The organism is Pseudomonas sp. A39, assembly GCF_058145955.1.
In genome coordinates this window covers 41,020-64,480 of the sequence record NZ_JBYVMD010000038.1, presented here as the reverse complement: position 1 = coordinate 64,480, position 23,461 = coordinate 41,020, and the positions used below count along the sequence as shown (strand labels likewise).

25 protein-coding genes are annotated in these 23,461 nt (G+C 59.0%); 15 read left to right on the top strand and 10 right to left on the bottom strand.

Annotation, left to right across the window (positions count from 1 at the left end; genetic code table 11):
• The first annotated feature begins 36 nt into the window (after window positions 1-36).
• The gene (zapE, locus tag AC3ZU9_RS24300; RefSeq protein ID WP_012722199.1) at window positions 37-1,131 is read left to right on the top strand and encodes a cell division protein ZapE; all 1,095 of its coding nucleotides are present in this window, start codon (window positions 37-39) and stop codon (window positions 1,129-1,131) included.
• A 144-nt stretch (window positions 1,132-1,275) separates the two neighbouring features.
• On the opposite strand, the gene AC3ZU9_RS24295 is transcribed toward zapE, so the two are convergent.
• Window positions 1,276-2,196: a GlxA family transcriptional regulator gene (locus AC3ZU9_RS24295; protein WP_175538057.1), complete on the bottom strand. Its 921-nt coding sequence runs from the start codon at window positions 2,194-2,196 to the stop codon at window positions 1,276-1,278.
• A gap of 220 nt (window positions 2,197-2,416) precedes the next feature.
• Between AC3ZU9_RS24295 and AC3ZU9_RS24290 the strand changes: the two genes are divergently transcribed.
• On the top strand, window positions 2,417-3,553 hold the full coding sequence (locus tag AC3ZU9_RS24290) for an acyl-CoA dehydrogenase family protein (RefSeq protein WP_012722201.1): 1,137 nt from the start codon (window positions 2,417-2,419) through the stop codon (window positions 3,551-3,553).
• A gap of 105 nt (window positions 3,554-3,658) precedes the next feature.
• Here AC3ZU9_RS24290 and AC3ZU9_RS24285 read toward each other — a convergent pair whose 3' ends face one another.
• A complete protein-coding gene (locus AC3ZU9_RS24285) occupies window positions 3,659-4,699 on the bottom strand; it encodes an NADP(H)-dependent aldo-keto reductase (RefSeq protein ID WP_490091446.1) in 1,041 nt (346 codons plus the stop codon).
• Window positions 4,700-4,947: 248 nt separating this feature from the next.
• On the opposite strand from AC3ZU9_RS24285, the gene rplM reads away from it, so the two are divergent.
• The 8 genes from rplM (at window position 4,948) to AC3ZU9_RS24245 (ending at window position 10,745) form a co-directional block, all read left to right on the top strand.
• Entirely contained in the window at window positions 4,948-5,376 is a 429-nt protein-coding gene (rplM, locus tag AC3ZU9_RS24280) for a 50S ribosomal protein L13 (protein WP_003188508.1), read from the top strand.
• A gap of 14 nt (window positions 5,377-5,390) precedes the next feature.
• Entirely contained in the window at window positions 5,391-5,783 is a 393-nt protein-coding gene (gene rpsI / locus AC3ZU9_RS24275; RefSeq protein WP_003171743.1) for a 30S ribosomal protein S9, read from the top strand.
• Window positions 5,784-6,050: 267 nt separating this feature from the next.
• Complete coding sequence (gene petA, locus AC3ZU9_RS24270) at window positions 6,051-6,644, top strand: ubiquinol-cytochrome c reductase iron-sulfur subunit (RefSeq protein ID WP_012722203.1); 594 nt, start codon at window positions 6,051-6,053, stop codon at window positions 6,642-6,644.
• On the top strand, window positions 6,644-7,855 hold the full coding sequence (locus AC3ZU9_RS24265) for a cytochrome b (RefSeq protein WP_003171746.1): 1,212 nt from the start codon (window positions 6,644-6,646) through the stop codon (window positions 7,853-7,855). The genes petA and AC3ZU9_RS24265 overlap by 1 nt, the downstream gene beginning before the upstream one ends.
• Entirely contained in the window at window positions 7,855-8,634 is a 780-nt protein-coding gene (locus AC3ZU9_RS24260) for a cytochrome c1 (RefSeq protein ID WP_012722205.1), read from the top strand. The genes AC3ZU9_RS24265 and AC3ZU9_RS24260 overlap by 1 nt, the downstream gene beginning before the upstream one ends.
• Window positions 8,635-8,783: 149 nt before the next feature.
• On the top strand, window positions 8,784-9,401 hold the full coding sequence (locus tag AC3ZU9_RS24255; protein ID WP_012722206.1) for a glutathione S-transferase N-terminal domain-containing protein: 618 nt from the start codon (window positions 8,784-8,786) through the stop codon (window positions 9,399-9,401).
• Window positions 9,402-9,418: 17 nt separating this feature from the next.
• Window positions 9,419-9,838, top strand: coding sequence for a ClpXP protease specificity-enhancing factor (locus tag AC3ZU9_RS24250; RefSeq protein ID WP_012722207.1), 420 nt, complete (start codon window positions 9,419-9,421; stop codon window positions 9,836-9,838).
• Between the two features lie 157 nt (window positions 9,839-9,995).
• The gene (locus AC3ZU9_RS24245; RefSeq protein ID WP_012722208.1) at window positions 9,996-10,745 is read left to right on the top strand and encodes a FadR/GntR family transcriptional regulator; all 750 of its coding nucleotides are present in this window, start codon (window positions 9,996-9,998) and stop codon (window positions 10,743-10,745) included.
• A gap of 24 nt (window positions 10,746-10,769) precedes the next feature.
• Here AC3ZU9_RS24245 and AC3ZU9_RS24240 read toward each other — a convergent pair whose 3' ends face one another.
• Both AC3ZU9_RS24240 and AC3ZU9_RS24235 read right to left on the bottom strand, forming a co-directional pair.
• Window positions 10,770-10,964, bottom strand: a complete 195-nt coding sequence (locus AC3ZU9_RS24240; RefSeq protein WP_102061581.1) for a hypothetical protein — start codon at window positions 10,962-10,964, stop codon at window positions 10,770-10,772.
• A 186-nt stretch (window positions 10,965-11,150) separates the two neighbouring features.
• Window positions 11,151-12,308 carry a phospholipase gene (locus AC3ZU9_RS24235; RefSeq protein ID WP_093542196.1) on the bottom strand — a complete coding sequence of 386 codons (1,158 nt, stop codon included), beginning with the start codon at window positions 12,306-12,308 and terminating at the stop codon, window positions 11,151-11,153.
• A gap of 244 nt (window positions 12,309-12,552) precedes the next feature.
• Between AC3ZU9_RS24235 and kdgD the strand changes: the two genes are divergently transcribed.
• The 4 genes from kdgD (at window position 12,553) to garD (ending at window position 18,039) form a co-directional block, all read left to right on the top strand.
• Complete coding sequence (gene kdgD / locus AC3ZU9_RS24230; protein WP_012722210.1) at window positions 12,553-13,464, top strand: 5-dehydro-4-deoxyglucarate dehydratase; 912 nt, start codon at window positions 12,553-12,555, stop codon at window positions 13,462-13,464.
• Window positions 13,465-13,518: 54 nt separating this feature from the next.
• Window positions 13,519-14,964, top strand: a complete 1,446-nt coding sequence (locus AC3ZU9_RS24225; protein ID WP_012722211.1) for an aldehyde dehydrogenase family protein — start codon at window positions 13,519-13,521, stop codon at window positions 14,962-14,964.
• Window positions 14,965-15,109: 145 nt separating this feature from the next.
• Entirely contained in the window at window positions 15,110-16,474 is a 1,365-nt protein-coding gene (locus tag AC3ZU9_RS24220) for an MFS transporter (RefSeq protein WP_012722212.1), read from the top strand.
• An 11-nt stretch (window positions 16,475-16,485) separates the two neighbouring features.
• Entirely contained in the window at window positions 16,486-18,039 is a 1,554-nt protein-coding gene (gene garD, locus AC3ZU9_RS24215) for a galactarate dehydratase (RefSeq protein ID WP_043204782.1), read from the top strand.
• A gap of 15 nt (window positions 18,040-18,054) precedes the next feature.
• On the opposite strand, the gene AC3ZU9_RS24210 is transcribed toward garD, so the two are convergent.
• Genes AC3ZU9_RS24210 through AC3ZU9_RS24200 form a run of 3 tightly spaced genes read right to left on the bottom strand, consistent with a single transcriptional unit; the run spans window position 18,055 to window position 20,244 of the window.
• Window positions 18,055-18,759 (bottom strand): HAD-IB family phosphatase, encoded by a 705-nt coding sequence (locus AC3ZU9_RS24210; RefSeq protein WP_012722214.1) that lies wholly within the window; start codon window positions 18,757-18,759, stop codon window positions 18,055-18,057.
• Window positions 18,756-19,619: a 1-acyl-sn-glycerol-3-phosphate acyltransferase gene (locus AC3ZU9_RS24205; protein ID WP_012722215.1), complete on the bottom strand. Its 864-nt coding sequence runs from the start codon at window positions 19,617-19,619 to the stop codon at window positions 18,756-18,758. The genes AC3ZU9_RS24210 and AC3ZU9_RS24205 overlap by 4 nt, the downstream gene beginning before the upstream one ends.
• A gap of 25 nt (window positions 19,620-19,644) precedes the next feature.
• Entirely contained in the window at window positions 19,645-20,244 is a 600-nt protein-coding gene (locus AC3ZU9_RS24200; protein WP_012722216.1) for a GNAT family N-acetyltransferase, read from the bottom strand.
• A 308-nt stretch (window positions 20,245-20,552) separates the two neighbouring features.
• Here AC3ZU9_RS24200 and AC3ZU9_RS24195 point away from each other — a divergent pair, with 308 nt between their 5' ends.
• A complete protein-coding gene (locus AC3ZU9_RS24195; protein ID WP_490091445.1) occupies window positions 20,553-21,494 on the top strand; it encodes an AEC family transporter in 942 nt (313 codons plus the stop codon).
• A 107-nt stretch (window positions 21,495-21,601) separates the two neighbouring features.
• On the opposite strand, the gene AC3ZU9_RS24190 is transcribed toward AC3ZU9_RS24195, so the two are convergent.
• The 3 genes from AC3ZU9_RS24190 to AC3ZU9_RS24180 are packed head-to-tail and all read right to left on the bottom strand — an operon-like array spanning window position 21,602 to window position 23,458.
• Window positions 21,602-21,985: a carboxymuconolactone decarboxylase family protein gene (locus AC3ZU9_RS24190; protein WP_012722218.1), complete on the bottom strand. Its 384-nt coding sequence runs from the start codon at window positions 21,983-21,985 to the stop codon at window positions 21,602-21,604.
• Window positions 21,982-23,028 (bottom strand): calcium/sodium antiporter, encoded by a 1,047-nt coding sequence (locus AC3ZU9_RS24185; protein ID WP_012722219.1) that lies wholly within the window; start codon window positions 23,026-23,028, stop codon window positions 21,982-21,984. Before AC3ZU9_RS24185 ends, AC3ZU9_RS24190 begins: the two co-directional genes overlap by 4 nt.
• A 58-nt stretch (window positions 23,029-23,086) precedes the next feature.
• Window positions 23,087-23,458 carry a septal ring lytic transglycosylase RlpA family protein gene (locus AC3ZU9_RS24180; RefSeq protein WP_012722220.1) on the bottom strand — a complete coding sequence of 124 codons (372 nt, stop codon included), beginning with the start codon at window positions 23,456-23,458 and terminating at the stop codon, window positions 23,087-23,089.
• Window positions 23,459-23,461: the final 3 nt, after the last annotated feature.

The window sequence follows — 23,461 nt, the reverse complement described above, 5'->3', positions numbered from 1 at the left end:
AGTGACGGCCCGTTTTTGTTGCCTTGCTAACGAATTATGACGCCCCTAGAACGATATCAAGCTGATCTGAAACGCCCTGAATTCTTCCATGACGCAGCCCAGGAAACGGCGGTGCGTCATTTGCAGCGCCTGTACGACGACTTGGTCGCGGCCTCGCAGAGCAAGCCAGGCATGTTCAGCAAGCTGTTTGGCAAGAAAGACCACACGCCGGTCAAAGGCTTGTACTTCTGGGGCGGCGTCGGCCGCGGCAAGACTTACCTGGTCGACACCTTCTTTGAAGCGCTGCCGTTCAAGGAAAAGGTGCGCACGCACTTCCACCGCTTCATGAAGCGCGTGCACGAAGAGATGAAGACCCTGCCGGGCGAGAAAAACCCGCTGACCATCATCGCCAAGCGTTTCTCCGATGAAGCGCGAGTGATCTGCTTCGATGAGTTCTTCGTCTCCGACATCACCGACGCCATGATCCTCGGCACCCTGATGGAAGAACTGTTCAAGAACGGCGTGACCCTGGTCGCCACCTCGAACATCGTACCCGACGGCTTGTACAAGGACGGCCTGCAACGCGCGCGCTTCCTGCCGGCCATCGCGCTGATCAAGCAGAACACCGAGATCGTCAACGTCGACAGCGGCGTCGACTACCGCCTGCGTCACCTGGAGCAAGCGGAGCTGTTCCACTTTCCGCTGAATGAGGCGGCCCACGAAAGCCTGAAAAAGAGCTTCCGCGCCCTCACGCCGGAATGCACCCAGGCGGTGGAAAACGACAAGCTGATGATCGAGAACCGCGAAATCATCGCGCTGCGCACCTGCGATGACGTGGCCTGGTTCGAGTTCCGCCAACTGTGCGACGGCCCGCGTAGCCAGAACGACTACATCGAACTGGGCAAGATCTTCCACGCAGTGATCCTGAGCGGCGTGGAGCAGATGAGCGTTACCACCGACGACATCGCGCGACGTTTCATCAACATGGTCGACGAGTTCTACGACCGTAACGTCAAGCTGATCATCTCGGCGGAAGTCGAGCTCAAGGACCTGTACACCGGCGGCCGCCTGAACTTCGAGTTCCAGCGCACGTTGAGCCGCTTGCTGGAGATGCAGTCCCACGAGTTCCTGTCGCGTGGACACAAGCCCTAAGCACTACGCAGATCAAATGTGGGGGCTTTTTGTGGTGAGCGGGCTTGTCCCGCGCTGGGCTGCGGAGCAGCCCCATTGGGTCTGCGGTGAACCCTTCGGGGGACAAGCCCCACTCACCACAACACGCCCTTTTCCACCTTTATTTCAGGCAGCCTGCTGAAACTGCTGCCGGTACTGGTTAGGCGACAACTCCGTGTGCTGCCTGAACAGCCGCGCAAAGAAGCTCGCATCGTCATACCCCACCTCATAACTGATGGTCTTGATGCTCTTGCGGCTGCCCGAGAGCAAGCCCTTGGCCGTTTCGATGCGCAGGCGTTGCAGATAATGCAGTGGCTTATCACCGGTGGCGGTCTGGAAGCGGCGCATGAAGTTGCGGATGCTCATGCCGTGTTCCCTGGCCACGTCTTCGAAGCGGAACTTGTCGGCGAAGTGCTCTTCGAGCCAGTGCTGGATCTGCAGGATAATCACATCCTGATGCAGCTTCTGCCCGCCAAACCCAATGCGTCCAGGTGAGTAGCTGCGCTGCACCTCGTAGAGAATGTCGCGGGCCACGGCCTGGGCAATGTTGGCGCCGCAGAAACGTTCGATCAGGTAGATGTAGAGGTCGCACGCCGACGTGGTGCCGCCGGCGCAATACAGGTTGTCGGCGTCGGTGAGGTGCTTGTCCTGGTTGAGCTGCACCTTGGGAAAGCGTTCGCTGAAGGCGTTGAAGAAGCGCCAGTAGGTGGTCGCCTCCTTGCCGTCGAGCAGGCCGGCTTCGGCCAGCCAGAACACCCCGGTGGCTTCGCCGCATAACACCGCACCGCGTGCGTGCTGTTCGCGCAACCACGGCAGCACCTGCGGGTAGCGCGTGCACAAGGCGTCGAAGTCATCCCAGAAGGCCGGCAACACAATGATGTCGGCGTCTTCCAGGCCGCCATCCACCGGCATGATTACATCACTGAAGCTGCACACCGATTGCCCGTCGGGGCTGACCAGGCGTGTTTCGAATGCCGGGGTGAGGCCCAGGCCTTGTTGCTTGCCGTAACGCAGGCTGGCGAGGTGGAAGAAATCCTTGGCTTGCATGAGGGTTGAAGCAAATACCCGATCAATGGCCAAAATGCTGACGCGCCGCAACGGCGTGGAGATTTGGTTAGACATAATTTCATTTATTCTTATAGGGGAAAGTGGTCACCAGACGGCTGGATCGTCTTATTTTTTGTCGCATGTGTCCAGTGTCCTGTGATGCCTTCGGGGCATAGTCTCTGTGGGCTCGTCTTTGTCCGACAATCCACGCAGGTGACCCATGATTCCCAGAACCTTGTTCAGTCCGGAACACGAACTCTTCCGCGAGAGCGTGCGCACCTTCCTGGAAAAAGACGCCGCGCCGTTCCACGGGCAATGGGAGAAACAGGGCTATATCGACCGCAGTCTGTGGAGCAAGGCGGGGGAGGCGGGCATGTTGTGCTCCCACCTGCCGGAAGCCTATGGCGGGCTCGGTGCGGACTTTCTGTACAGCGCGGTGGTGATCGAAGAGATCAGCCGGCTGGGCCTGACCGGCATCGGTTTTTCCCTGCACTCGGACATTGTTGCGCCGTACATCCTGCATTACGGCAGTGAGGCGCTGAAGCACAAATACCTGCCCAAGCTGATCTCCGGCGAGATGGTCACGGCCATTGCCATGACCGAGCCGGGAGCTGGTTCCGATCTGCAAGGGGTCAAGACCACGGCGGTGCTGGACGGCGATGAGTATGTGATCAATGGCTCCAAGACGTTTATCACCAACGGCTACCTGGCCGAGTTGGTGATCGTGGTGGCCAAGACCGATCCCAAGGCGGGCGCCAAGGGCACCAGCCTGTTCCTGGTAGAGGCCGACACGCCGGGCTTCGACAAGGGCAAACGCCTGGAGAAGGTGGGTATGAAGGCCCAGGACACCTCGGAGCTGTTCTTTCAGGATGTACGGGTGCCCAAGGAAAACCTGCTGGGCCAGGCGGGAATGGGGTTTGCCTATCTGATGCAGGAGTTGCCCCAGGAGCGCCTGACGGTGGCGATCGGCGCGTTGTCATCAGCCGAGGCGGCGCTGGCGTGGACCCTGGAATACACCCGCGAGCGCAAGGCGTTCGGCAAGGCGATTGCCGACTTCCAGAACACTCGCTTCAAGTTGGCGGAGATGGCCACCGAGATTCAGATCGGTCGGGTGTTCGTGGACAAGTGCATGGCGTTGCACCTGGAGGGCAAGCTGGACGTGCCCACGGCGGCGATGGCCAAGTACTGGGCCACGGACCTGCAGTGCAAGGTGCTCGACGAATGCGTGCAGTTGCACGGCGGCTACGGCTTCATGTGGGAATACCCGATTGCGCGGGCGTGGGCGGATGCGCGGGTGCAGCGGATTTATGCGGGGACCAATGAAATCATGAAGGAGATTATTGCGCGGGCGCTTTGATTTTTGCGGGTCTTGAGTGCGTCATCGGGGGCAAGCCCCCTCCCACATTGGCATGCATTCCACGTGTGGGAGGGGGCTTGCCCCCGACAGCGGTCTACAGGTCAATCAAGGCGCAGGATTCGGATGATCCTTCTGAATCGCCTCAATCCCTTCCAGCACTTCCTTCGACAGCTTCAGGTCAGCACTGGCGATGTTGCTGTCCAGTTGCTCCAGTGACGTTGCGCCAATAATGTTGCTGGTCACGAACGGCTGTTGTGTCACAAACGCCAATGCCATCTGCGCCGGGTCCAGGCCGTGCTCGCGCGCCAGTGCCACGTAACGGCTGCACGCCGCCTCCGACTGCGGGTTGAAGTAGCGGCTGAAACGGCTGTACTCGGTCAGGCGTGCCTTGGCCGGGCGCGCGCCACCTTCGTACTTGCCGCTGAGCATGCCGAATGCCAGGGGCGAATACGCCAGCAGGCCGCATTGCTCACGAATCGCGATTTCCGCCAGGCCCACTTCAAAACTGCGGTTGAGCAGGTTGTAGGGGTTCTGGATCGACACCGCGCGTGACCAGCCACGGGCTTCGGCCAGGGCCAGGAATTTCATGGTGCCCCACGGGGTCTCGTTGGACAGGCCAATGTGGCGGATTTTGCCGGCCTTCACTTGCTCATCCAGTGCTTCGAGGGTTTCCTCAAACGGAGTGAGGTCGTCTTCGTCCTTGTGCTTGTAGCTCAGTTGACCGAAAAAGTTGGTGCTGCGCTCCGGCCAGTGCAGCTGGTAGAGATCGATCCAGTCGGTTTGCAGGCGTTTGAGGCTGGCATCCAGGGCTTCGACGATGTGTTTGCGGTTGTGGCGCAGGTGACCATCGCGGATGTAGTCGATGGTGTTGCCGGGGCCGGCGATCTTGCTGGCGAGGATCCAGTCGGCGCGGTCGCCACGGCTTTTGAAGTAATTGCCGATATAGCGTTCGGTGGTGGCGTAGGTGTCGGCCTTGGGCGGCACTGGGTACATTTCCGCGGTATCGAGGAAGTTGATGCCGGCGGCCTTGGCCCGTTCGATCTGTGCGAAGGCCTCTGCCTCGCTGTTCTGCTCGCCCCAGGTCATGGTGCCCAAGGCGATCGCGCTCACGTTCAGATCGGTGCGGCCCAGCTGTCGATAATCCATCGGGTACTCCTTCGGGGAAAACAATCATAAAAGCAGGTTGAATTTTTTTTCGCAATCTGCATAATTGCCCACCTCTTTCTGCAGTGGAAGTGATGCGCCGCCTGCCGAAGAATCTTGCCGTTGAACGGACGCGCCGACCCGAGCCCCCGATAGCGTCTGTATCCGGCTGCCTTTGACTTGTCAAAGTACGCACTATTCAGTAAGATCCGCCGTCTAATTTACAGGGCGGCCCCTGAGGCTATTAAAGAATGACAACTTTTACTGCAAAACCGGAAACAGTTCAGCGCGACTGGTTTGTCGTCGACGCCGCTGGTCAGACCCTGGGTCGTCTGGCCACTGAAGTCGCCAGCCGTCTGCGTGGCAAGCACAAGCCTGAGTACACCCCTCACGTTGACACCGGTGACTACATCGTGATCATCAACGCTGAGCAGGTTCGTGTAACCGGCAACAAAGCAAGCGACAAAATGTACTACCGTCACTCCGGTTTCCCAGGCGGTATCAAGTCTTCCAATTTCGAAGGCCTGATTGCCAAGAAGCCTGAAGCCCCGATCGAAATCGCGGTCAAAGGCATGCTGCCTAAGGGCCCACTGGGTCGCGATATGTTTCGCAAGCTGAAAGTCTATGCGGGCGCTGTACACCCTCATGCTGCTCAGCAGCCCCAAGAACTGAAGTTTTAACGGAATAGTTCATTATGTCGGCGACTCAAAATTACGGCACTGGCCGTCGCAAAACCGCAACCGCACGCGTTTTCCTGCGTCCGGGCACTGGTAACATCTCGATCAACAACCGCACTCTGGACAACTTCTTCGGCCGCGAAACTGCCCGCATGGTAGTTCGTCAGCCGCTGGAACTGACCGAGACAGTTGAAAAGTTCGACATCTACGTCACCGTTATCGGTGGCGGTGTAAGTGGTCAAGCTGGCGCAATCCGCCACGGTATCACTCGCGCTCTGATGCAGTACGACGAAACCCTGCGTGGCGCTCTGCGCAAAGCTGGCTTCGTGACTCGTGATGCCCGTGAAGTTGAACGTAAGAAAGTCGGTCTGCGTAAAGCGCGTAAGCGTCCGCAGTACTCGAAGCGTTAATTCGCTTTACGTTCCACAAAAACGCCCAGCCTCCTCACGGAGCTGGGCGTTTTTTATTGCCTGCGATTTATACACAAATTTCGCCGTGACAACTTGCCACATCCGTAGACCCCCTATACTACAAGGCCTGGAGGCTGAGCTCAGGGCAATTCCCTTGTCATACGTGGGGCTTTTCATTACCATTCGGCAAAATTTTTATAAGTAAAGATTCAACACTTAGTAGACGCCTGATTTAACAGGCCAAAAAAGCTGATGGGAGAGGACTGAATGAGCAATGACGGCGTGAATGCAGGCCGGCGTCGCTTCTTGGTAGCAGCCACATCCGTGGTGGGTGCTGCAGGAGCGGTGGGGGCTGCGGTCCCGTTCGTGGGGTCATGGTTTCCCAGTGCCAAGGCGAAAGCCGCAGGTGCACCGGTGAAGGTGAATATCAGCAAGATCGAGCCAGGGCAGCAGATGATTGCTGAATGGCGCGGTCAGCCGGTCTTCATTGTTCGTCGTACCGAGGAAATCCTGGGGAATCTGAAAAAGATCGAAGGCCAGCTGTCTGACCCCAAATCTGAGAATTCCGACCAGCCCGCCTACGCCAAGAACGAAGTGCGTTCGATCAAGCCAGAGATCCTGCTGCTGGTCGGTCTTTGTACCCACCTGGGTTGCTCGCCTACCTTTCGCCCGGAAGTGGCCCCGGTCGATCTGGGCAAGGACTGGGTCGGCGGTTACTTCTGCCCCTGCCACGGCTCCCACTACGACCTCGCCGGCCGTGTCTACAAGTCCCAGCCTGCTCCGTTGAACTTGCCGGTTCCTCCGCACAACTACGAATCTGACGACATCATTGTCATTGGCCTCGACAAGGAGAACGCGTGATGAGCAAGTTCATGGATTGGGTGGATGCGCGCTTCCCCGCCACAAAAATGTGGGAAGACCATCTCAGCAAATATTACGCGCCGAAGAACTTCAACTTCTTCTACTTCTTCGGCTCCCTGGCACTGCTGGTGCTGGTCAACCAGATCGTCACCGGGGTGTGGTTGACGATGAGCTATACACCGTCGGCGGAAGAGGCGTTTGCCTCCGTCGAGTACATCATGCGTGACGTCGAGTACGGCTCGATCCTGCGCCTGCTGCACTCCACCGGCGCGTCGGCGTTCTTTATCGTCGTCTACCTGCACATGTTCCGTGGCCTGCTCTACGGCTCGTACCAGAAGCCCCGCGAGCTGGTGTGGGTGTTCGGCATGCTGATCTACCTGGCGCTGATGGCGGAAGCCTTCATGGGCTACCTGCTGCCGTGGGGCCAGATGTCGTACTGGGGCGCCCAGGTGATCATCTCGCTGTTCGGTGCGATCCCGGTGATCGGCAACGACCTGACCCAGTGGATCCGTGGTGACTACCTGATCTCCGGCATCACCCTGAACCGCTTCTTCGCCCTGCACGTGGTGGCCTTGCCAATCGTGATCCTCGGCCTGGTAGTGCTGCACATCCTGGCCCTGCACGAAGTGGGTTCCAACAACCCCGACGGCGTCGACATCAAGAAGCACAAGGACGAAAACGGCATCCCGCTGGATGGCATTCCGTTCCACCCTTACTACACCGTGAAAGACATTGTCGGCGTGGTGGTGTTCCTGTTCGTGTTCTGCTCGATCGTGTTCTTTTTCCCGGAGATGGGCGGTTATTTCCTCGAGAAGCCGAACTTCGAACAAGCCAACGCCTTCAAGACGCCTGAGCACATTGCCCCGGTCTGGTATTTCACGCCGTTCTACGCGATCTTGCGCGCAATCCCCGACAAGCTCATGGGCGTGATCGCCATGGGCGCGGCCATTGCGGTGCTGTTCGTGTTGCCTTGGCTCGACCGCAGCCCGGTCAAGTCCATGCGCTACAAAGGCTGGCTGAGCAAGATCTGGCTGTGGGTGTTCTGCATTGCGTTCGTGATCCTGGGCGTGCTGGGCGTATTGGCGCCGACCCCGGAGCGTACGTTGTTGTCGCAGGTCTGCACCTTCCTGTACTTCGCCTACTTCATTCTGATGCCGTTCTACACCCGGCTCGAGAAGACCAAACCGGTTCCGGAAAGGGTGACTGGCTGATGAAAAAGTTATTCGTTGCATTGATGCTTGCGGCCCTGCCGCTACTGTCCTTCGCTGCCGAGCACGGCGGCCCGGAACTGGAAAAAGTCGATATCGACGTGTCTGACAAGGCGGCTATGCAAGACGGCGCGCGTACGTTCGCCAACTATTGCATGGGCTGCCACAGCGCCAAGTTCCAGCGTTACGAGCGGGTGGCCGATGACCTCGGTATCCCCCATGAAATGATGCTGGAGAAGCTGGTGTTCACCGGTGCCAAGATCGGCGACCACATGAACATCGGCATGAAGCCTGCCGACGCCAAGACCTGGTTCGGCGCAGCACCGCCTGACTTGACTCTGGTGGCACGTGTACGCGGCACCGACTGGCTCTACGGCTACCTGAAATCCTTCTACGAGGACCCGGCGCGCCCTTATGGCGTGAACAACCGTGTGTTCCCGAATGTCGGCATGCCTAACGTTCTGGTCGGCCTGCAAGGCAAGCAAGTGGTAGGATGCAAGCAGATCCAGGTCGTTGAAGACGGCAAGAAGCAATACGATCCGTTGACCGGCACACCTTTGACTCATGAAGCGTGCGATCAACTGAAGATAGAAACCCCAGGTTCGTTGACGGACGAGCAGTTCGACGAGAAGGTCAAGAACCTTGTGACCTTCCTGGCCTACTCTGCCAACCCGGTCAAACTGCAGCATCAGCGCATCGGTACGTATGTGTTGCTGTACCTGGCCTTCTTCTTCGTATTCGCCTATCTGCTCAAACGCGAATACTGGAAGGATGTGCATTGATCCAACCGTAAGCAATTGCTGTTAATCTTGCGCGCCCAGCGGCATCTCTGACTACGTAGCGGTCTGGTTCTACCAGGCGTTACAGGGATGCTCCCTGGGCGCGCTCGTTTTTGAGCTTTCGATAATTTCAACAAGCGAGGAGGACCGCCATGGGCGTGACCAACCGGTTGGCCTGTTACTCCGACCCCGCCGACCACTATTCCCACCGAGTACGCATCGTGCTCGCAGAGAAGGGTGTCAGCGCCGAGATCATCAGTGTGGAAGTGGGTCGTCATCCGCCGAAACTGATCGAAGTGAACCCTTACGGCAGCTTGCCCACCCTGGTCGATCGTGACCTGGCGTTGTGGGAGTCAACCGTGGTGATGGAATACCTGGATGAGCGTTATCCGCATCCGCCTTTGCTGCCGGTGTACCCGGTGGCGCGTGCCAACAGCCGACTGCTGATCCATCGGATCCAGCGTGACTGGTGCGGGTTGGTGGATTCGATTCTGGATTCGCGTACAAAAGAAGCTGTTCGGGTGCAGGCGCGTAAGGAATTGCGCGAGAGCCTGACCGGCGTTTCGCCGTTGTTCGCGGATAAACCTTTTTTCCTCAGTGAGGAACAAAGCTTGGTGGATTGCTGCCTATTACCGATACTCTGGCGCTTGCCGATTCTCGGTATTGAACTGCCGCGGCCGGCCAAGCCGCTGCTTGATTACATGGAGCGCCAGTTTGCGCGTGAGGCTTTCCAGGCGAGTCTGTCTGGCGTCGAACGCGATATGCGCTAAGGCTTAAGGAGCCGCTGATGAACTCCAGTCGACCCTACCTGGTCCGCGCGCTCTATGAGTGGATTGTGGACAACGATTGCACCCCGCACATGCTGGTCAATTCCGAATTTCCTGCGGTTCAGGTGCCGGAGGGTTTTTCCAGTGATGGGCAGATTGTGCTGAACGTATCACCCAGTGCGGTGCGTCACCTGCACATGGACAATGAAGCGGTGAGCTTCGAAGGGCGTTTCGGCGGTGTGCCGCATACGCTGTACGTGCCGATTGGCGCCATCCTCGGCATTTATGCCCGGGAGAATGGTCAAGGCATGGTGTTCGATCTGGAGTCGCCTTTCGAGGAAGATGAAGCGATCGAAAGCGAAGCGGGTGATGATTTGCCACCACCGGATTCCGAGCCACCGCGCCCTAGCGGCCGGCCGAGCCTGAAGGTGGTGAAATGATGGGCTTGACCTTCGGGTAGGCCGAAAAAATGCCTCGACCTGTGTCGGGGCATTTTTTTGCGCGCAGGATAGGGATGAAAGTCGTGCCCGGACGGTGATCGTACAACCACCATAGGCTATGATGCGTGTTCAAGCTCAACGAGAAAGATGATTCATCATGGAAAACGCCAACACCGCCCCTCGTCTTCCCCGCAAGCGCCGCAGCCTTGCCCAGGAATTGGTCACGGTGTTGTCCGAGCAGATCCGTGACGGCCAACTCAAGCGGGGCGATAAGCTGCCCACCGAGTCGGCGATCATGGACGCCCATGGGGTCAGCCGCACGGTGGTGCGGGAGGCTATCTCACGTCTGCAGGCGGCGGGACAGGTAGAAACCCGCCATGGTATCGGCACTTTTGTGCTCGACACGCCAAGCCCGAGCGGCTTTCGCATCGATCCGGCCACGGTCGTTACCCTGCGCGATGTGCTGGCGATTCTGGAGCTGCGGATCAGCCTGGAAGTGGAGTCCGCCGGCCTCGCCGCGTTGCGCCGCAACGATGAACAATTGGCCGCCATGCGTGCGGCGCTCGATGCCCTGAATGAGAGCGCGGCCCACGCCGGCGATGCGGTGGCATCCGACTTTGCGTTCCACCTGGAAATTGCGCTGTCCACCGGCAACCGCTACTTCACCGACATCATGACCCACCTGGGCACGAGCATCATTCCGCGTACCCGCCTGAACTCGGCGCGCTTGGCCCATGACGACCAGCAGCACTACATGGGGCGCTTGAGTCGTGAGCATGAAGAGATTTACGAGGCGATTGCGCGTCAGGATTCGGATGCGGCGCGGGCGGCGATGCGGTTGCATTTGACGAATAGTCGGGAGCGGCTGCGCCATGCCCATGAAGAGGCGGAGGCGCAGCGGGGTTGATTCTGTCGGTTGGGGCTGGGTTAGTTAGGCCAAATCGAAATCGATTTGGTCGACAGCGCCATTGTTGATATGGAAGTTTTTGCCCACGACTTCCAGAGGTGGATCACCGTCAAGTTGGATGGTGTCACCAATATTGGGGAGATCAACAGCGTCAATGTTCTGAGTTCGCCCTTTTGATTTATTGGAGCGGGATTTAAAGGTGCACTTTTTAGTAGCCATGATATGCCTCATTGATTTCAAGATGAGTAAATGGCCTCCAAGGTGACAGCGCCTCTGAGTCGTGCAGAGGTAACCCGGCGGTCGAATGCAAGCTACTGGAGTTTTATTGGCTCTCGATACTGTCAGAGTTGACAGTGGCGATGAACGGGCCCATGTGTGCGTTTACACACATGGGCACTGATTAGCTCAAGTCTGCGGGGTGTTCGGCTTGTAATCCTTGAGCAACAAATACGTACTCCACCCCCACCAATCATTCGTCCAGTGCTTGTCGTTCAGGTCATTCACCTCCTTGCGGCGCAGCACCTTATCTCCCTCCATCTTGAACAGCGGCGAGAAGTTATTCGCCGGGTTCTGCGCCGCATTCAGGTCCGGAACATACAGCGGCGCCTTGAAATTGGCCGGGGAGGGCGCGACACCGCTGATAAATGTCTCGAAGACCTCATCCGCCGAAGCCTGCACCGCACGTTTGACCTGCACCCGATTGTCCGCATCAATCGCGTCGAAGTAGCGTTTATCCCCATAGGCGTGCCACTGATCGCCCATGGCGTTACGCACCTTGAGCCCGAACTTGCTGTCTTCGTCATGCATGAAACGGCTGATCAGCGAACCCAGTTCACCGGGTGTCACCACCGCTGCGAGTTGTTTGCGCGGCACACGTAAATGGCCTGCCGAAAACAGATCGGTCAAAAAGTGATCAGCAAAACCGTTCATGGCATACGCCAGTTCCAGCGCCTGATCGGTGCCGGTCTGGTGAGCCACGACAGCTTGCTGCAACGCCGCCGTATGCCCCGCCAGATAGGCCGACAGCGCCCACTCGCCGAAGTGGTCGGCATTGTCCGCCGCCAACTTCAAATAGCGCCCCAGTGGAATCAGCGCCGACACTGCGCTGCCTCCGCCGGTGATACGGTTCCATTCTCCAGACAACGTATCGCCCAGCGCGTCGTAAGCCTCATGGGCCTGCTTTCCCTCCTTGACCGCCTGCTGGACCGCAGAAATCTCCTTTTGCATCACGGCAAGGATCTTGTGTGCTTCTTCGCGCGCGGCGGGCAGCACGGCCAGGGAGTTGAAGGCTGCGGTAAAGCGTTGCACGCGTTCGGCAGGGGAGGTGCCATCGCTGATGGGCTGGCCAGGAATGCCATAGAAGTCGCCGCCCAGGGCGATGACTTGGCCATACGTCAGCGCCAGTCCGTTGGGCAGGTGCAGTTCGATCTGGCGCGCGGGAATCGGCGCGGCATCTTTGACGAAGCGCAACAGGGTGTCATCGCCGATGGCGGTGTGTTCACCCCCTTCAAAACGCAGGGTGGGCGGTTTTTTTTCGGGTGCTGCGAGTTCAAGACCTGACATGTTAGCTCCTTGCTATGTCGTATGAATCTTCCTTAAATGCTGTATGTATATACAGCTTTAGCGAGCATAGAGGAAAAAAGTCCCACGTCAAGAACAGCGGTTTTGAAGTGTTCCGCCCCTGCATCTGCGAACGGTCGATGAATTGCAGTTGACGAAATTATTTATAGTTGTACGATGACGTACGACATCACCAAAACCAACAACAACCTTTCAATAGAAAGTCTTCGCCCAGGGTGTTCGAATAATGAATCCACAAGAACTGAAGTCCATCCTCTCCCACGGTCTGCTGTCTTTCCCGGTGACCGATTTCAATGCCCAGGGTGACTTCCACCAGGCGGGCTACATCAAGCGCCTGGAATGGCTGGCCCCTTACGGCGCTACCGCCCTGTTCGCTGCCGGCGGTACCGGTGAGTTTTTCTCCCTCGCTGCCAGCGAATATTCCCAAGTGGTGAAAACCGCCGTTGATACCTGCGCCACCAGCGTGCCGATTCTTGCCGGTGTCGGCGGTGCAACCCGCCAGGCCATCGAGTACGCCCAAGAGGCCGAGCGCCTGGGTGCCAAAGGCCTGTTGCTGCTGCCGCACTACCTCACCGAAGCCAGCCAGGACGGTGTTGCCGCCCACGTTGAAGCCGTGTGCAAGTCGGTCAAGATCGGCGTCGTGGTCTATAACCGCAACGTTTGCCGCTTGACGGCGCCCCTGCTGGAACGCCTGGCCGAGCGCTGCCCGAACCTGATCGGCTACAAAGACGGCCTGGGTGACATCGAGTTGATGGTGTCGATCCGTCGTCGCCTGGGCGACCGTTTCAGCTACCTCGGTGGCTTGCCGACTGCAGAGGTTTACGCCGCTGCCTACAAGGCACTGGGCGTGCCGGTGTACTCCTCGGCGGTGTTCAACTTCATCCCGAAAACCGCGATGGACTTCTACCACGCCATTGCCCGCGACGATCACGCCACCGTCGGCAAGATCATCGACGACTTCTTCCTGCCGTACCTGGACATCCGTAACCGCAAGGCCGGTTACGCCGTGAGCATCGTCAAGGCCGGCGCGAAAATCGCCGGCTATGACGCAGGCCCGGTGCGCACCCCGCTGACCGATCTGCTGCCGGAAGAATACGAAGCCCTGGCCGCGCTGATCGACAAGCAAGGTCCGCAATAAATTATCCACAAGGCCGCTGAGCAATCAGCGGCCTTTTGCGTCAGGAGAAGATTCGTGTCTCAAGCTCAACGTTTTGATAACTACATCAATGGCCAGTGGGTGGCCGGCGCTGACTATTGCGTCAACCTCAACCCGTCGGAGTTGTCCGATGTCATTGGCGAATACGCCAAGGCTGACGTTGCTCAAGTCAACACCGCCATCGATGCTGCCCGCGCCGCGTTCCCGGCTTGGTCCACTTCCGGGATCCAGGCTCGCCACGATGCCTTGGATAAAGTCGGCAGCGAAATCCTCGCCCGCCGCGAAGAGCTCGGCACCCTGCTGGCCCGTGAAGAGGGCAAGACCCTGCCCGAAGCCATTGGCGAAGTGACCCGCGCCGGTAACATCTTCAAGTTCTTCGCCGGTGAGTGCCTGCGCCTGTCCGGTGACTACGTGCCATCGGTTCGCCCGGGCGTCAATGTCGAAGTCACCCGCGAAGCCCTGGGTGTGGTCGGTTTGATCACGCCGTGGAACTTCCCGATCGCCATCCCTGCGTGGAAAATCGCCCCGGCCCTGGCCTACGGCAACTGCGTGGTGATCAAGCCCGCCGAGCTGGTACCGGGCTGCGCCTGGGCGCTGGCAGAGATCATTTCCCGTGCCGGTTTCCCTGCCGGTGTATTCAACCTGGTAATGGGCAGCGGCCGTGTGGTCGGTGATGTGCTGGTCAACAGCCCGAAAGTCGATGGCATCAGCTTCACCGGTTCGGTGGGCGTCGGTCGCCAGATCGCCGTCAGCTGCGTGTCGCGCCAAGCCAAAGTGCAGTTGGAAATGGGCGGCAAGAACCCGCAGATCATTCTCGACGACGCCGACCTCAAGCAGGCCGTCGAGCTGTCCGTACAGAGCGCGTTCTACTCCACCGGCCAGCGTTGCACGGCGTCCAGTCGCCTGATCGTCACCGCCGGTATCCACGACCAGTTCGTCGCGGCCATGGCTGAGCGCATGAAGTCGATCAAGGTCGGTCACGCCCTCAAAAGCGGCACCGACATCGGTCCGGTGGTTTCCCAGGCCCAGTTGGACCAGGACCTCAAGTACATCGACATCGGCCAAAGCGAAGGTGCGCGGCTGGTCAGCGGTGGCGGCCTGGTGACCTGCGATACCGAAGGTTACTACCTGGCGCCGACGCTGTTTGCCGACAGCGAAGCCGCCATGCGCATCAGCCGTGAAGAGATCTTCGGCCCAGTGGCCAACGTAGTGCGCGTCGCGGACTACGAGGCGGCGCTGGCCATGGCCAATGACACCGAGTTCGGTTTGTCGGCGGGCATTGCCACGACGTCGCTGAAGTACGCCAATCACTTCAAGCGCCACTCCCAGGCCGGGATGGTGATGGTCAACCTGCCAACCGCCGGTGTGGACTATCACGTTCCGTTCGGTGGCCGTAAGGGTTCATCCTATGGTTCGCGTGAGCAAGGTCGCTATGCGCAAGAGTTCTACACCGTGGTGAAAACCAGCTACATCGGTTCGTAACACGCAACATCTGTGGAACCCGCTTTATGTTGGAGCCGGGCTTGCCTGCATCGCGGGTAAGCCCGGCTCCCACATAGGTCGGCACCCACAACAAAAACAGAAAACAATTACCCGCAAAAAAAATAATTAGTGGGAGTACTTCTAGATGCAAGCGACCAAGCCGACCCACGTCCGCTATTTGATCCTGCTCATGCTGTTCCTGGTGACCACGATCAACTACGCCGACCGGGCCACCATCGCCATCGCGGGCTCCAGCCTGCAAAAAGACCTCGGCATCGACGCGGTCACCCTCGGTTATATCTTCTCCGCATTCGGTTGGGCCTACGTGGCCGGGCAAATCCCCGGCGGCTGGCTGCTCGACCGCTTCGGTTCGAAAAAAGTCTATGCCCTGAGCATTTTCACCTGGTCGCTGTTCACCGTGCTGCAAGGCTATGTCGGTGAGTTCGGTGTCTCCACTGCGGTTGTCGCGCTGTTTATGCTGCGTTTCATGGTGGGCCTGGCTGAAGCGCCATCCTTCCCAGGTAACGCACGCATTGTGGCCGCCTGGTTCCCGACGGCCGAGCGCGGTACGGCATCGGCTATCTTCAACTCGGCGCAGTACTTCGCCACGGTGCTGTTTGCACCGCTGATGGGATGGATCGTCTACCGCTTCGGCTGGCAGCACGTGTTTATCGTGATGGGCGTGATCGGCATCGTGTTCTCGCTGATCTGGCTGAAAGTGATCCACAGCCCACGCCAGCACCCGATGATCAACGAAGCCGAGCTCAACCACATCGCCGCCAATGGCGCGATGGTTGATATGGACCAGGATAAGGGCAAGGGTAAGAAAACCGACGGTCCGAAGTGGGATTACATCCGCCAGTTACTGACCAACCGCATGATGCTCGGCGTGTACCTGGGCCAGTATTGCATCAATGGCATCACCTACTTCTTCCTGACCTGGTTCCCGGTGTACCTGGTGCAGGACCGTGGCATGACCATCCTCAAGGCCGGTTTCATCGCCTCGTTGCCGGCGATCTGCGGCTTCATCGGCGGCGTGCTGGGTGGGGTGATTTCCGACTACCTGCTGCGCAAGGGCCATTCGCTGACGTTCGCCCGCAAGGCGCCGATCATCGCCGGCTTGCTGGTCTCCAGCAGCATCATTGCGTGTAACTATGTCGATGTTGAATGGATGGTCGTGGGCTTCATGGCCTTGGCTTTCTTCGGCAAAGGCGTTGGCGCACTGGGCTGGGCGGTGGTGTCTGACACGTCGCCGAAACAAATCGCCGGTCTCAGTGGCGGCTTGTTTAACACCTTCGGTAACCTGGCCTCGATCACTACGCCGATTGTCATCGGCTACATCATCAGCACCACCGGTTCGTTCAAATGGGCCCTGGTGTTCGTCGGCGCCAACGCGCTGGTGGCAGTGTTCAGCTACCTGGTCATCGTTGGCCCGATCAAGCGTGTAGTACTCAAAGAGCCGCCAGCCAAGGGCCCTGAGTTGAACAACCTAACCGAAGCGCATTCCTGAGGGGCCGTGTGATGCAGTTGATTGAACATGCCGACTCGCCGCGCTCGATTCGTTTGCACGAGCGCGACAACGTGGTGATCGTGGTCAATGACCAGGGCGTACCGGCCGGGACGGAGTTCCCGGACGGCCTGGTGACCGTGGATTTCATCCCCCAGAGCCACAAGGTGACCCTGGAAGATATCCCCGAAGGCGGTCAGATTATTCGCTACGGCCAGACCATTGGTTACGCCTTGGCGCCGATTCCGCGCGGCAGTTGGGTCCAGGAAGATCAACTGCGCATGCCGACCGCGCCACCGCTGGACAGCTTGCCGCTGTCCACCGAGGTGCCTGAAACCCAGGCGCCGCTGGAAGGGTTTACGTTCGAGGGTTACCGCAATGCCGACGGCACCGTGGGCACGCGCAATATCCTCGGCATCACCACCACGGTGCAATGCGTTACCGGTGTGCTGGACCACGCGGTCAAGCGCATCAAGGACGAATTGCTGCCCAAATACCCCCACGTCGATGACGTGGTGGCGCTGACCCACAGCTACGGCTGTGGGGTGGCGATTACGGCGACGGATGCCTACATCCCGATCCGTACCGTGCGTAACCTGGCGCGCAACCCGAACCTGGGCGGCGAAGCCTTGGTGATCAGCCTGGGCTGCGAGAAATTGCAGGCCGGGCAGGTGATGCACGACAACGACAGCTCCGTCGACCTGAGCGAGCCGTGGTTGTACCGGTTGCAGGATTCCAGCCACGGGTTTACCGAAATGATCGAGCAGATCATGGCGCTGGCCGAGGTGCGCTTGAAGAAGCTCGACCAGCGCCGCCGGGAAACCGTGCCGGCGTCGGAGCTGATCCTGGGCATGCAGTGCGGCGGCAGTGATGCGTTTTCCGGCATCACCGCCAACCCGGCGCTGGGTTATGCCTCGGATTTGCTGCTACGGGCCGGGGCGACGGTGATGTTTTCCGAAGTGACTGAAGTCCGCGATGCCATTTACCTGCTGACTTCGCGTGCAGAGACGAAGGAAGTTGCCGAGGAGCTGGTACGGGAAATGGACTGGTACGACCGTTACCTGGCCAAGGGCGAGGCGGATCGCAGCGCCAACACCACGCCAGGCAACAAGAAAGGCGGGTTGTCGAATATTGTCGAGAAGTCCCTGGGCTCCATCGTCAAATCCGGCAGCAGCGCGATCAACGGCGTGCTGGGGCCGGGCGAGCGGTTCAAGGGCAAGGGCCTGATCTTTTGCGCCACGCCGGCCAGCGACTTTGTGTGCGGCACCTTGCAACTGGCAGCGGGGATGAACCTGCACGTGTTCACCACTGGGCGTGGCACGCCTTATGGGTTGGCCATGGCGCCGGTAGTGAAGGTCTCGACCCGTACGGAGTTGGCGCAGCGCTGGCCGGACCTCATCGATATCGACGCCGGGCGCATTGCCACCGGGCGCGCGACCATCGAAGAGTTGGGCTGGGAGTTGTTCCACTTCTACCTGGATGTGGCCAGCGGCAAGAAGCAAACGTGGGCGGAGCATCACAAGTTGCATAACGACATTACGTTGTTCAACCCGGCGCCGATCACCTAGGTCTTCTTGCTGGAATCAAGGCAGTGCCCTCATCAAGGCCTGGAGATGGGGGTAAACCTGTTTCGGGCTGTCAGCCCGGAGGATATGCCCGGACATCTCGGGCATAGGCTGCGTCGTGTAGTAGTCGGCGCAGACAAAGCCGTCAACCCAGCCATCGGCATACACCTGATGGTCGGAGCCAGCGTCTCCGACCATCAGGACGCTTCCCTGGAGCCGGCCGTTCTTGCGCCATTGCCGAACAATCTTGCTCTTGCCCCTGCTGGGGTTTATCAGTGGCGACGGTCGCGGGCACACGGCGCGTGATCCGGCCCAGAAAAGACGGTTGGCTTTAACGTCCTGTGCGTTGATATTCAGTGAGTGAGCAATGGGGGCAATCCACTCTGTGTATCCGCCGGAAAGGATATGCACTTGTGTACCTTCTTGCTGCAGGTTGTGCAGCGTTTGCACAAGCGCTGGGTCGAGGTTGCCAATGATCGCTTGGGTATAACGATGAACGTGATGCTTGCGCACGCACGCCAGGGTCTTCATCAAGTACAGCAATTCCCGGATATTGGCTTGGCCTGACAAGGCTTTGGGCACAATCAGTTTGAGTTGTTCCAGCGTTACCTGAGCGTTCGGGCTGTCGGCAATTGCCGATTTGACGATCTCAAGCGTGCTTTCGTGGTTCACCAAGGTCTGGTCGAAGTCGAAAATGACATGCGTTGCAGGGGGCGCTTTCATCGGCGTGCCTGCGCATCTATCTGGCGATAGCGGTGCTTATCCTCTCGGGTCCAGTGGGTCGCGGCAATTCCCAAGTGCTGGGCGATGCGTGCTTGTATCTGGTCGGCAAACGCTTGCCCGCTCTGATGCTCCTCGCGTTCCAGGCGTTCCAGATAGGTCATTTCGCAGACCATCCAGGGCATCATCAGCAAGCGTAGGAAACTCGCCAGGGCGGATGCATGAAGTGGGCTTGCGACCAGGCCGAACGGGAGAATCAGGCGCCCGGCCAGCGGTACGACGGGTAACTGGCGGCTCAACAGCCCAGCCCGAAAGCGATACAAGCCGTGGCCATTGTTAATGGTCGCTTCGGGGGTCGTGTAGAGAGCGGTCCCTTGGGGGTTGGTTCGCATCTTTTGCAGATTGCGGGAGAAGGTCTTCTTATCGGCACCGTTCCAGAAGTGCCCACCCGAGCATTTGATCAGCAGCAAAGCCATGAGGGCGACAACCCGGTTGTAGCCGCTGGACGCCACCAGCGTTGCTCCAGGCATCGCCAGGATTGCAAACGGATCAATCACGCTGACGTGGTTGGCGGCCACCACACAACCGCTGGTGAGCGTTGAGATTTGTCGCGGTGACAGGGCGCACTTGATGCGAATGCCCAGTATCCAGAGAAGACCTCGATACAGGATTCGCTTGGCGCCTACTGGAAGCGGCCAGGCGATCAGGCTCACTGCGATCATCGAGACCAGGCGCACACACGCCAGCACACAACCGAAGGGCAGGTAAAGTTGCCGTAGAACGCTGGGGAACGCCCAGGTTTTCCGAGTGCACAGGCCTGCTATAGAGTGAAGGGGGTCGAGTGGCGGCACTTTGTTGTTCATGGTGGCTTACTCTGCAGTGTTTTTTTCAAGCCAGCTTTTTCTGCTCGGCAGTTTTCATTCGGCGTGAGAACCGATTGATTCGCTCCAGGTTGGCAGGGCTTATTTCTTTGAAGCGTTCACACGTAAGGTCGATCTTTGTGTGAGGGCCAAAGGCGGTTTCCATCACCTCTCCTGTGAGCTCCGGCATGTGCAAGAATGCTTTGTTCATTTCCAGCGCACGGTGATGGTTGACGTTGGTCAGTGTGTAAATGCGGTCAAAACCCACGTGCAAAAACCCGTACTCAAGTGCCAGGTGGATGGCAATAAAGGGGTAGGGTGTGCCCCAGTATTTTTTGAGGAAACGATTGCCAAAGTTAATGCCATGCTCTTTTTTCGAGAATCCGGCATAACCAATAAAGGGGCCGTCCAGGCCAATGCTTACAGCCCAGCGCGACCAGTTCTGCTCGGCAATTTCTTTTTTGAACGTTGATATTTCGTTTATGGCAGCGGCCCTGTCTCGCGTGCTGCCGGCCGAAATGAACTTCATTGCCTCGGGGTCGCTGAGGAGTTCGGTATAACCCTCAACGTCTTGATCATCCCAACTTCTGATATACACGTTGTGTAAATGGTTGAAGGATTTACGCATGAGCCCCTCTCGCGCCTCGAAATAATGGTGGTTTGCTGCTGAGTTGTGATTTCGTTACAGAGGGATTTTCAGGGGCGGCAATTATGAAGAAGAGGTGTGGAGTCCCATTTATGCGTAGGAGTCTGTGTAGCGTTGTGTGCGAGGAATACGTGATGGGTGAGATCCCGTGGTTATTTCATACGAAATAGGCACAGTTCCGAGTTCAAGTTTTTTTAGTTTGTATTGATGTGTCGAAATGAAGTGCGAGCAACCAGCGCGACTGCTTTATAATCGCAACCCCTGATAACAGGACTTAAGGCTGATACAGCATGCTCGCCATTTTCCTTGCGACGCTCACCATCACCGCGCCGGTGTTTGCCATGCTGTTTCTCGGTGTGTTGCTCAAGCGCCTCAACTGGATCAACGACAACTTTATCCACACCGCCTCGTCCCTGGTGTTCAATGTCACCATGCCGGCGTTGCTGTTCCTCGGCATCCTGCATGCCGACCTGCATTCGGCGCTCAAACCGGGTTTGCTGATCTACTTTGCCGTCGCCACGCTGCTCAGCTTTGCCTTGGCCTGGGGCTGGGCGATTTTCCGTTGCAAGCGTGAAGACCGTGGCATCTATACCCAGGGCGCGTTTCGCGGCAATAACGGCGTGATCGGCCTGGCACTCGCGGCCAGTATGTACGGCGACTACGGTATCTCTCTCGGCGCGATCCTCGCCGCGCTGGTGATCCTGTTCTACAACACGTTGTCGACTATCGTGCTGGCGGTCTACAGCCCAGTCATCAAGTCCGACCCGTGGAGCATCTTCAAAAGTGTGGTGGCCAACCCGCTGATCATCAGCGTGATTGTGGCCGCCCCGTTCGCCTATTTTCAGATCGGCTTGCCGGGTTGGCTGGAAAAATCCTTGGGGTACCTGGCAGAAACCACGTTGCCGTTGGCGCTGATCTGCATTGGTGGCACCTTGTCGTTGGCCGCATTGCGCAAGAGCGGCAACATGGCCTTGAGCGCGAGCCTGATGAAAATGGTCTGGCTCCCGGTGGTCGCCACCCTGGGCGCCTGGCTGCTGGGGTTCCGAGGGCCGGAGTTGGGGATTCTGTTCCTGTATTTCGGCGCGCCGACGGCCGCTGCGAGCTTTGTCATGGCCAGGGCGGCCGAGGGCAATCATGAGCTGGCGGCGGCGATTATTGTGATCACCACCCTGATGGCGGCAGTGACCACGAATATCGGGATCTTTGTGTTGCAGGCGGGTGGTTGGATCTGAACGCTCGGGTGCCTGTGAGGGCCAATCGGGGGCAAGCCCCCTCCCACATGTGGATGGGTGAACACATTCATTGTGAGAGGGGCTTGCCCTCGATCGCTATCTGACCGTCACTGCTGATCTGCCTGATACGCCTCGATCACTTCCTGCGCCGCACGAAACGCATCAATCGCCGCCGGCACTCCGGCGTACACCGCGCAATGCAGCAGCGCTTCGCGGATCTCTTCCACGCTGCAACCATTGTTCAGCGCGCCGCGCACATGGCCCTTGAGTTCCTGCGGGCACTTCAGCGCGGTCAGGGCGGCGAGGGTGATCAGGCTGCGGGTTTTCAGCGACAACCCCTCGCGGTTCCACACACTGCCCCAGGCGTGCTCGTTGACGAAGTCCTGCAGCGGCTGGGTGAACTCGGTGGCATTGCCCAAGGCACGGTCGACGAATACATCCCCCATGACCTGGCGACGCATTTCAACCCCGGGCTTTTTTTGATCGGTCATTGCGATTCCCTCTTGTGTTGGCGGCGCCAGGCTCGCAGCGTGCTGAACAACAGAAACGCCACCAGCACTGGCAGGACGTAATACAGCATCAGTTGTTCAAGCTTGTTGGCCAGGGGCATGCCGGTGGTGAACGTCATTACATGCAGCCCGTACGCCAGGTACAGGCCCAGCAGCACAAGGCCTTCGGCACGGGTCACGCGGTAACCGGTGTAGAACACCGGCAGGCACAGCACCACCACGCCGAGCATCACCGGCAGGTCAAAGTCCAAGGCATTCGGCGAAACCGACAGCGGCGAGGGCGCGAGCAAGGCGGTCAGCCCCAAAACGCCGAGCAGGTTGAAGAGGTTGCTGCCGATCACGTTGCCCACGGCAATTTCCCGCTCGCCGCGCAGGGCGGCAATCAGCGAGGTGGCCAGGCAGGGCAGCGAGGTGCCGACACCGATCAGCGTCAGGCCGATGATGCGTTCCGACAGGCCCAGGTCGCTCGCCACGTCCACGGCAGCGCCGAGCAACAGATGCCCGGCCAGCACCAGAATCAGCAGCCCGCCTAGCATCAACAGCACGCTGCTCAGCCATGGCGCCCTGGCCACGGTGTCCAGCGTGCGTGGGCGTCGGGAGTGGCGCGTCTGGTAATGCAGCACGCCGAGGTAGGCGATCAGGGCCACGAGCAACAGCAGGCCGTCGACGGGTGTGAGCTCTTCATTGGCTGCCAGGGTAAACACCAGCAGGCCGGCCAGGATCATCACCGGGATATCCAGGCGTACCAGTTGCCGGGAGACCCGCAGCGGAATGATCAGCGCCGACAGGCCCAGGGTTACAAGGATGTTGAAGATGCTGCTGCCGATCACGCTGCCCACGGCGATATCCGTATTGCCGGCCAGGGTGGCCTGCAGGCTCACGGTCATCTGTGGCGCGCTGCTGCCGAAGGCGACGATGGTCAGGCCAATGATCAACGGCCGCACCTTGAGGCTCGCGGCCAGGCGTACGGCGGCCCGCACCAGGATTTCGGCGCCGACGATCAGCAGCAGGAGGCCGCTGACCAATTCCAGAAGGCTCCAGGGGGAGAGGGCGGTTAGTCCGAAAATGGCCGGGCCTCCATCGTCAGTTGCTCAAGGCTTGTACGCGCACGCGTGCGGTGCCGCTGCTGATCATACCCAGCTGCTCGGCGGCCTTGCGTGAAAGATCAATCAAGCGCCCACGGGTATGCGGGCCGCGATCGTTGATGCGCACAACCACGGATCTGTCGTTGTCGAGGTTGGTGACCTTGACCTGGGTGCCGAAGGGCAATCGCCGATGGGCGGCGGTCAAGGCGTTCTGGTTGAAAGGTTCACCGCTGGCAGTCTTGTTGCCATGGTGTTTGGCGCCGTAATAGGAGGCGGTGCCGGTTTCGTCGTAACCGTTGGGGTTGATGACGCCGCTGGCGCAGCCGGCCAGCAGGGAGGACAGGATCATCAGGCCGAGTAGGCGCTTCATTCA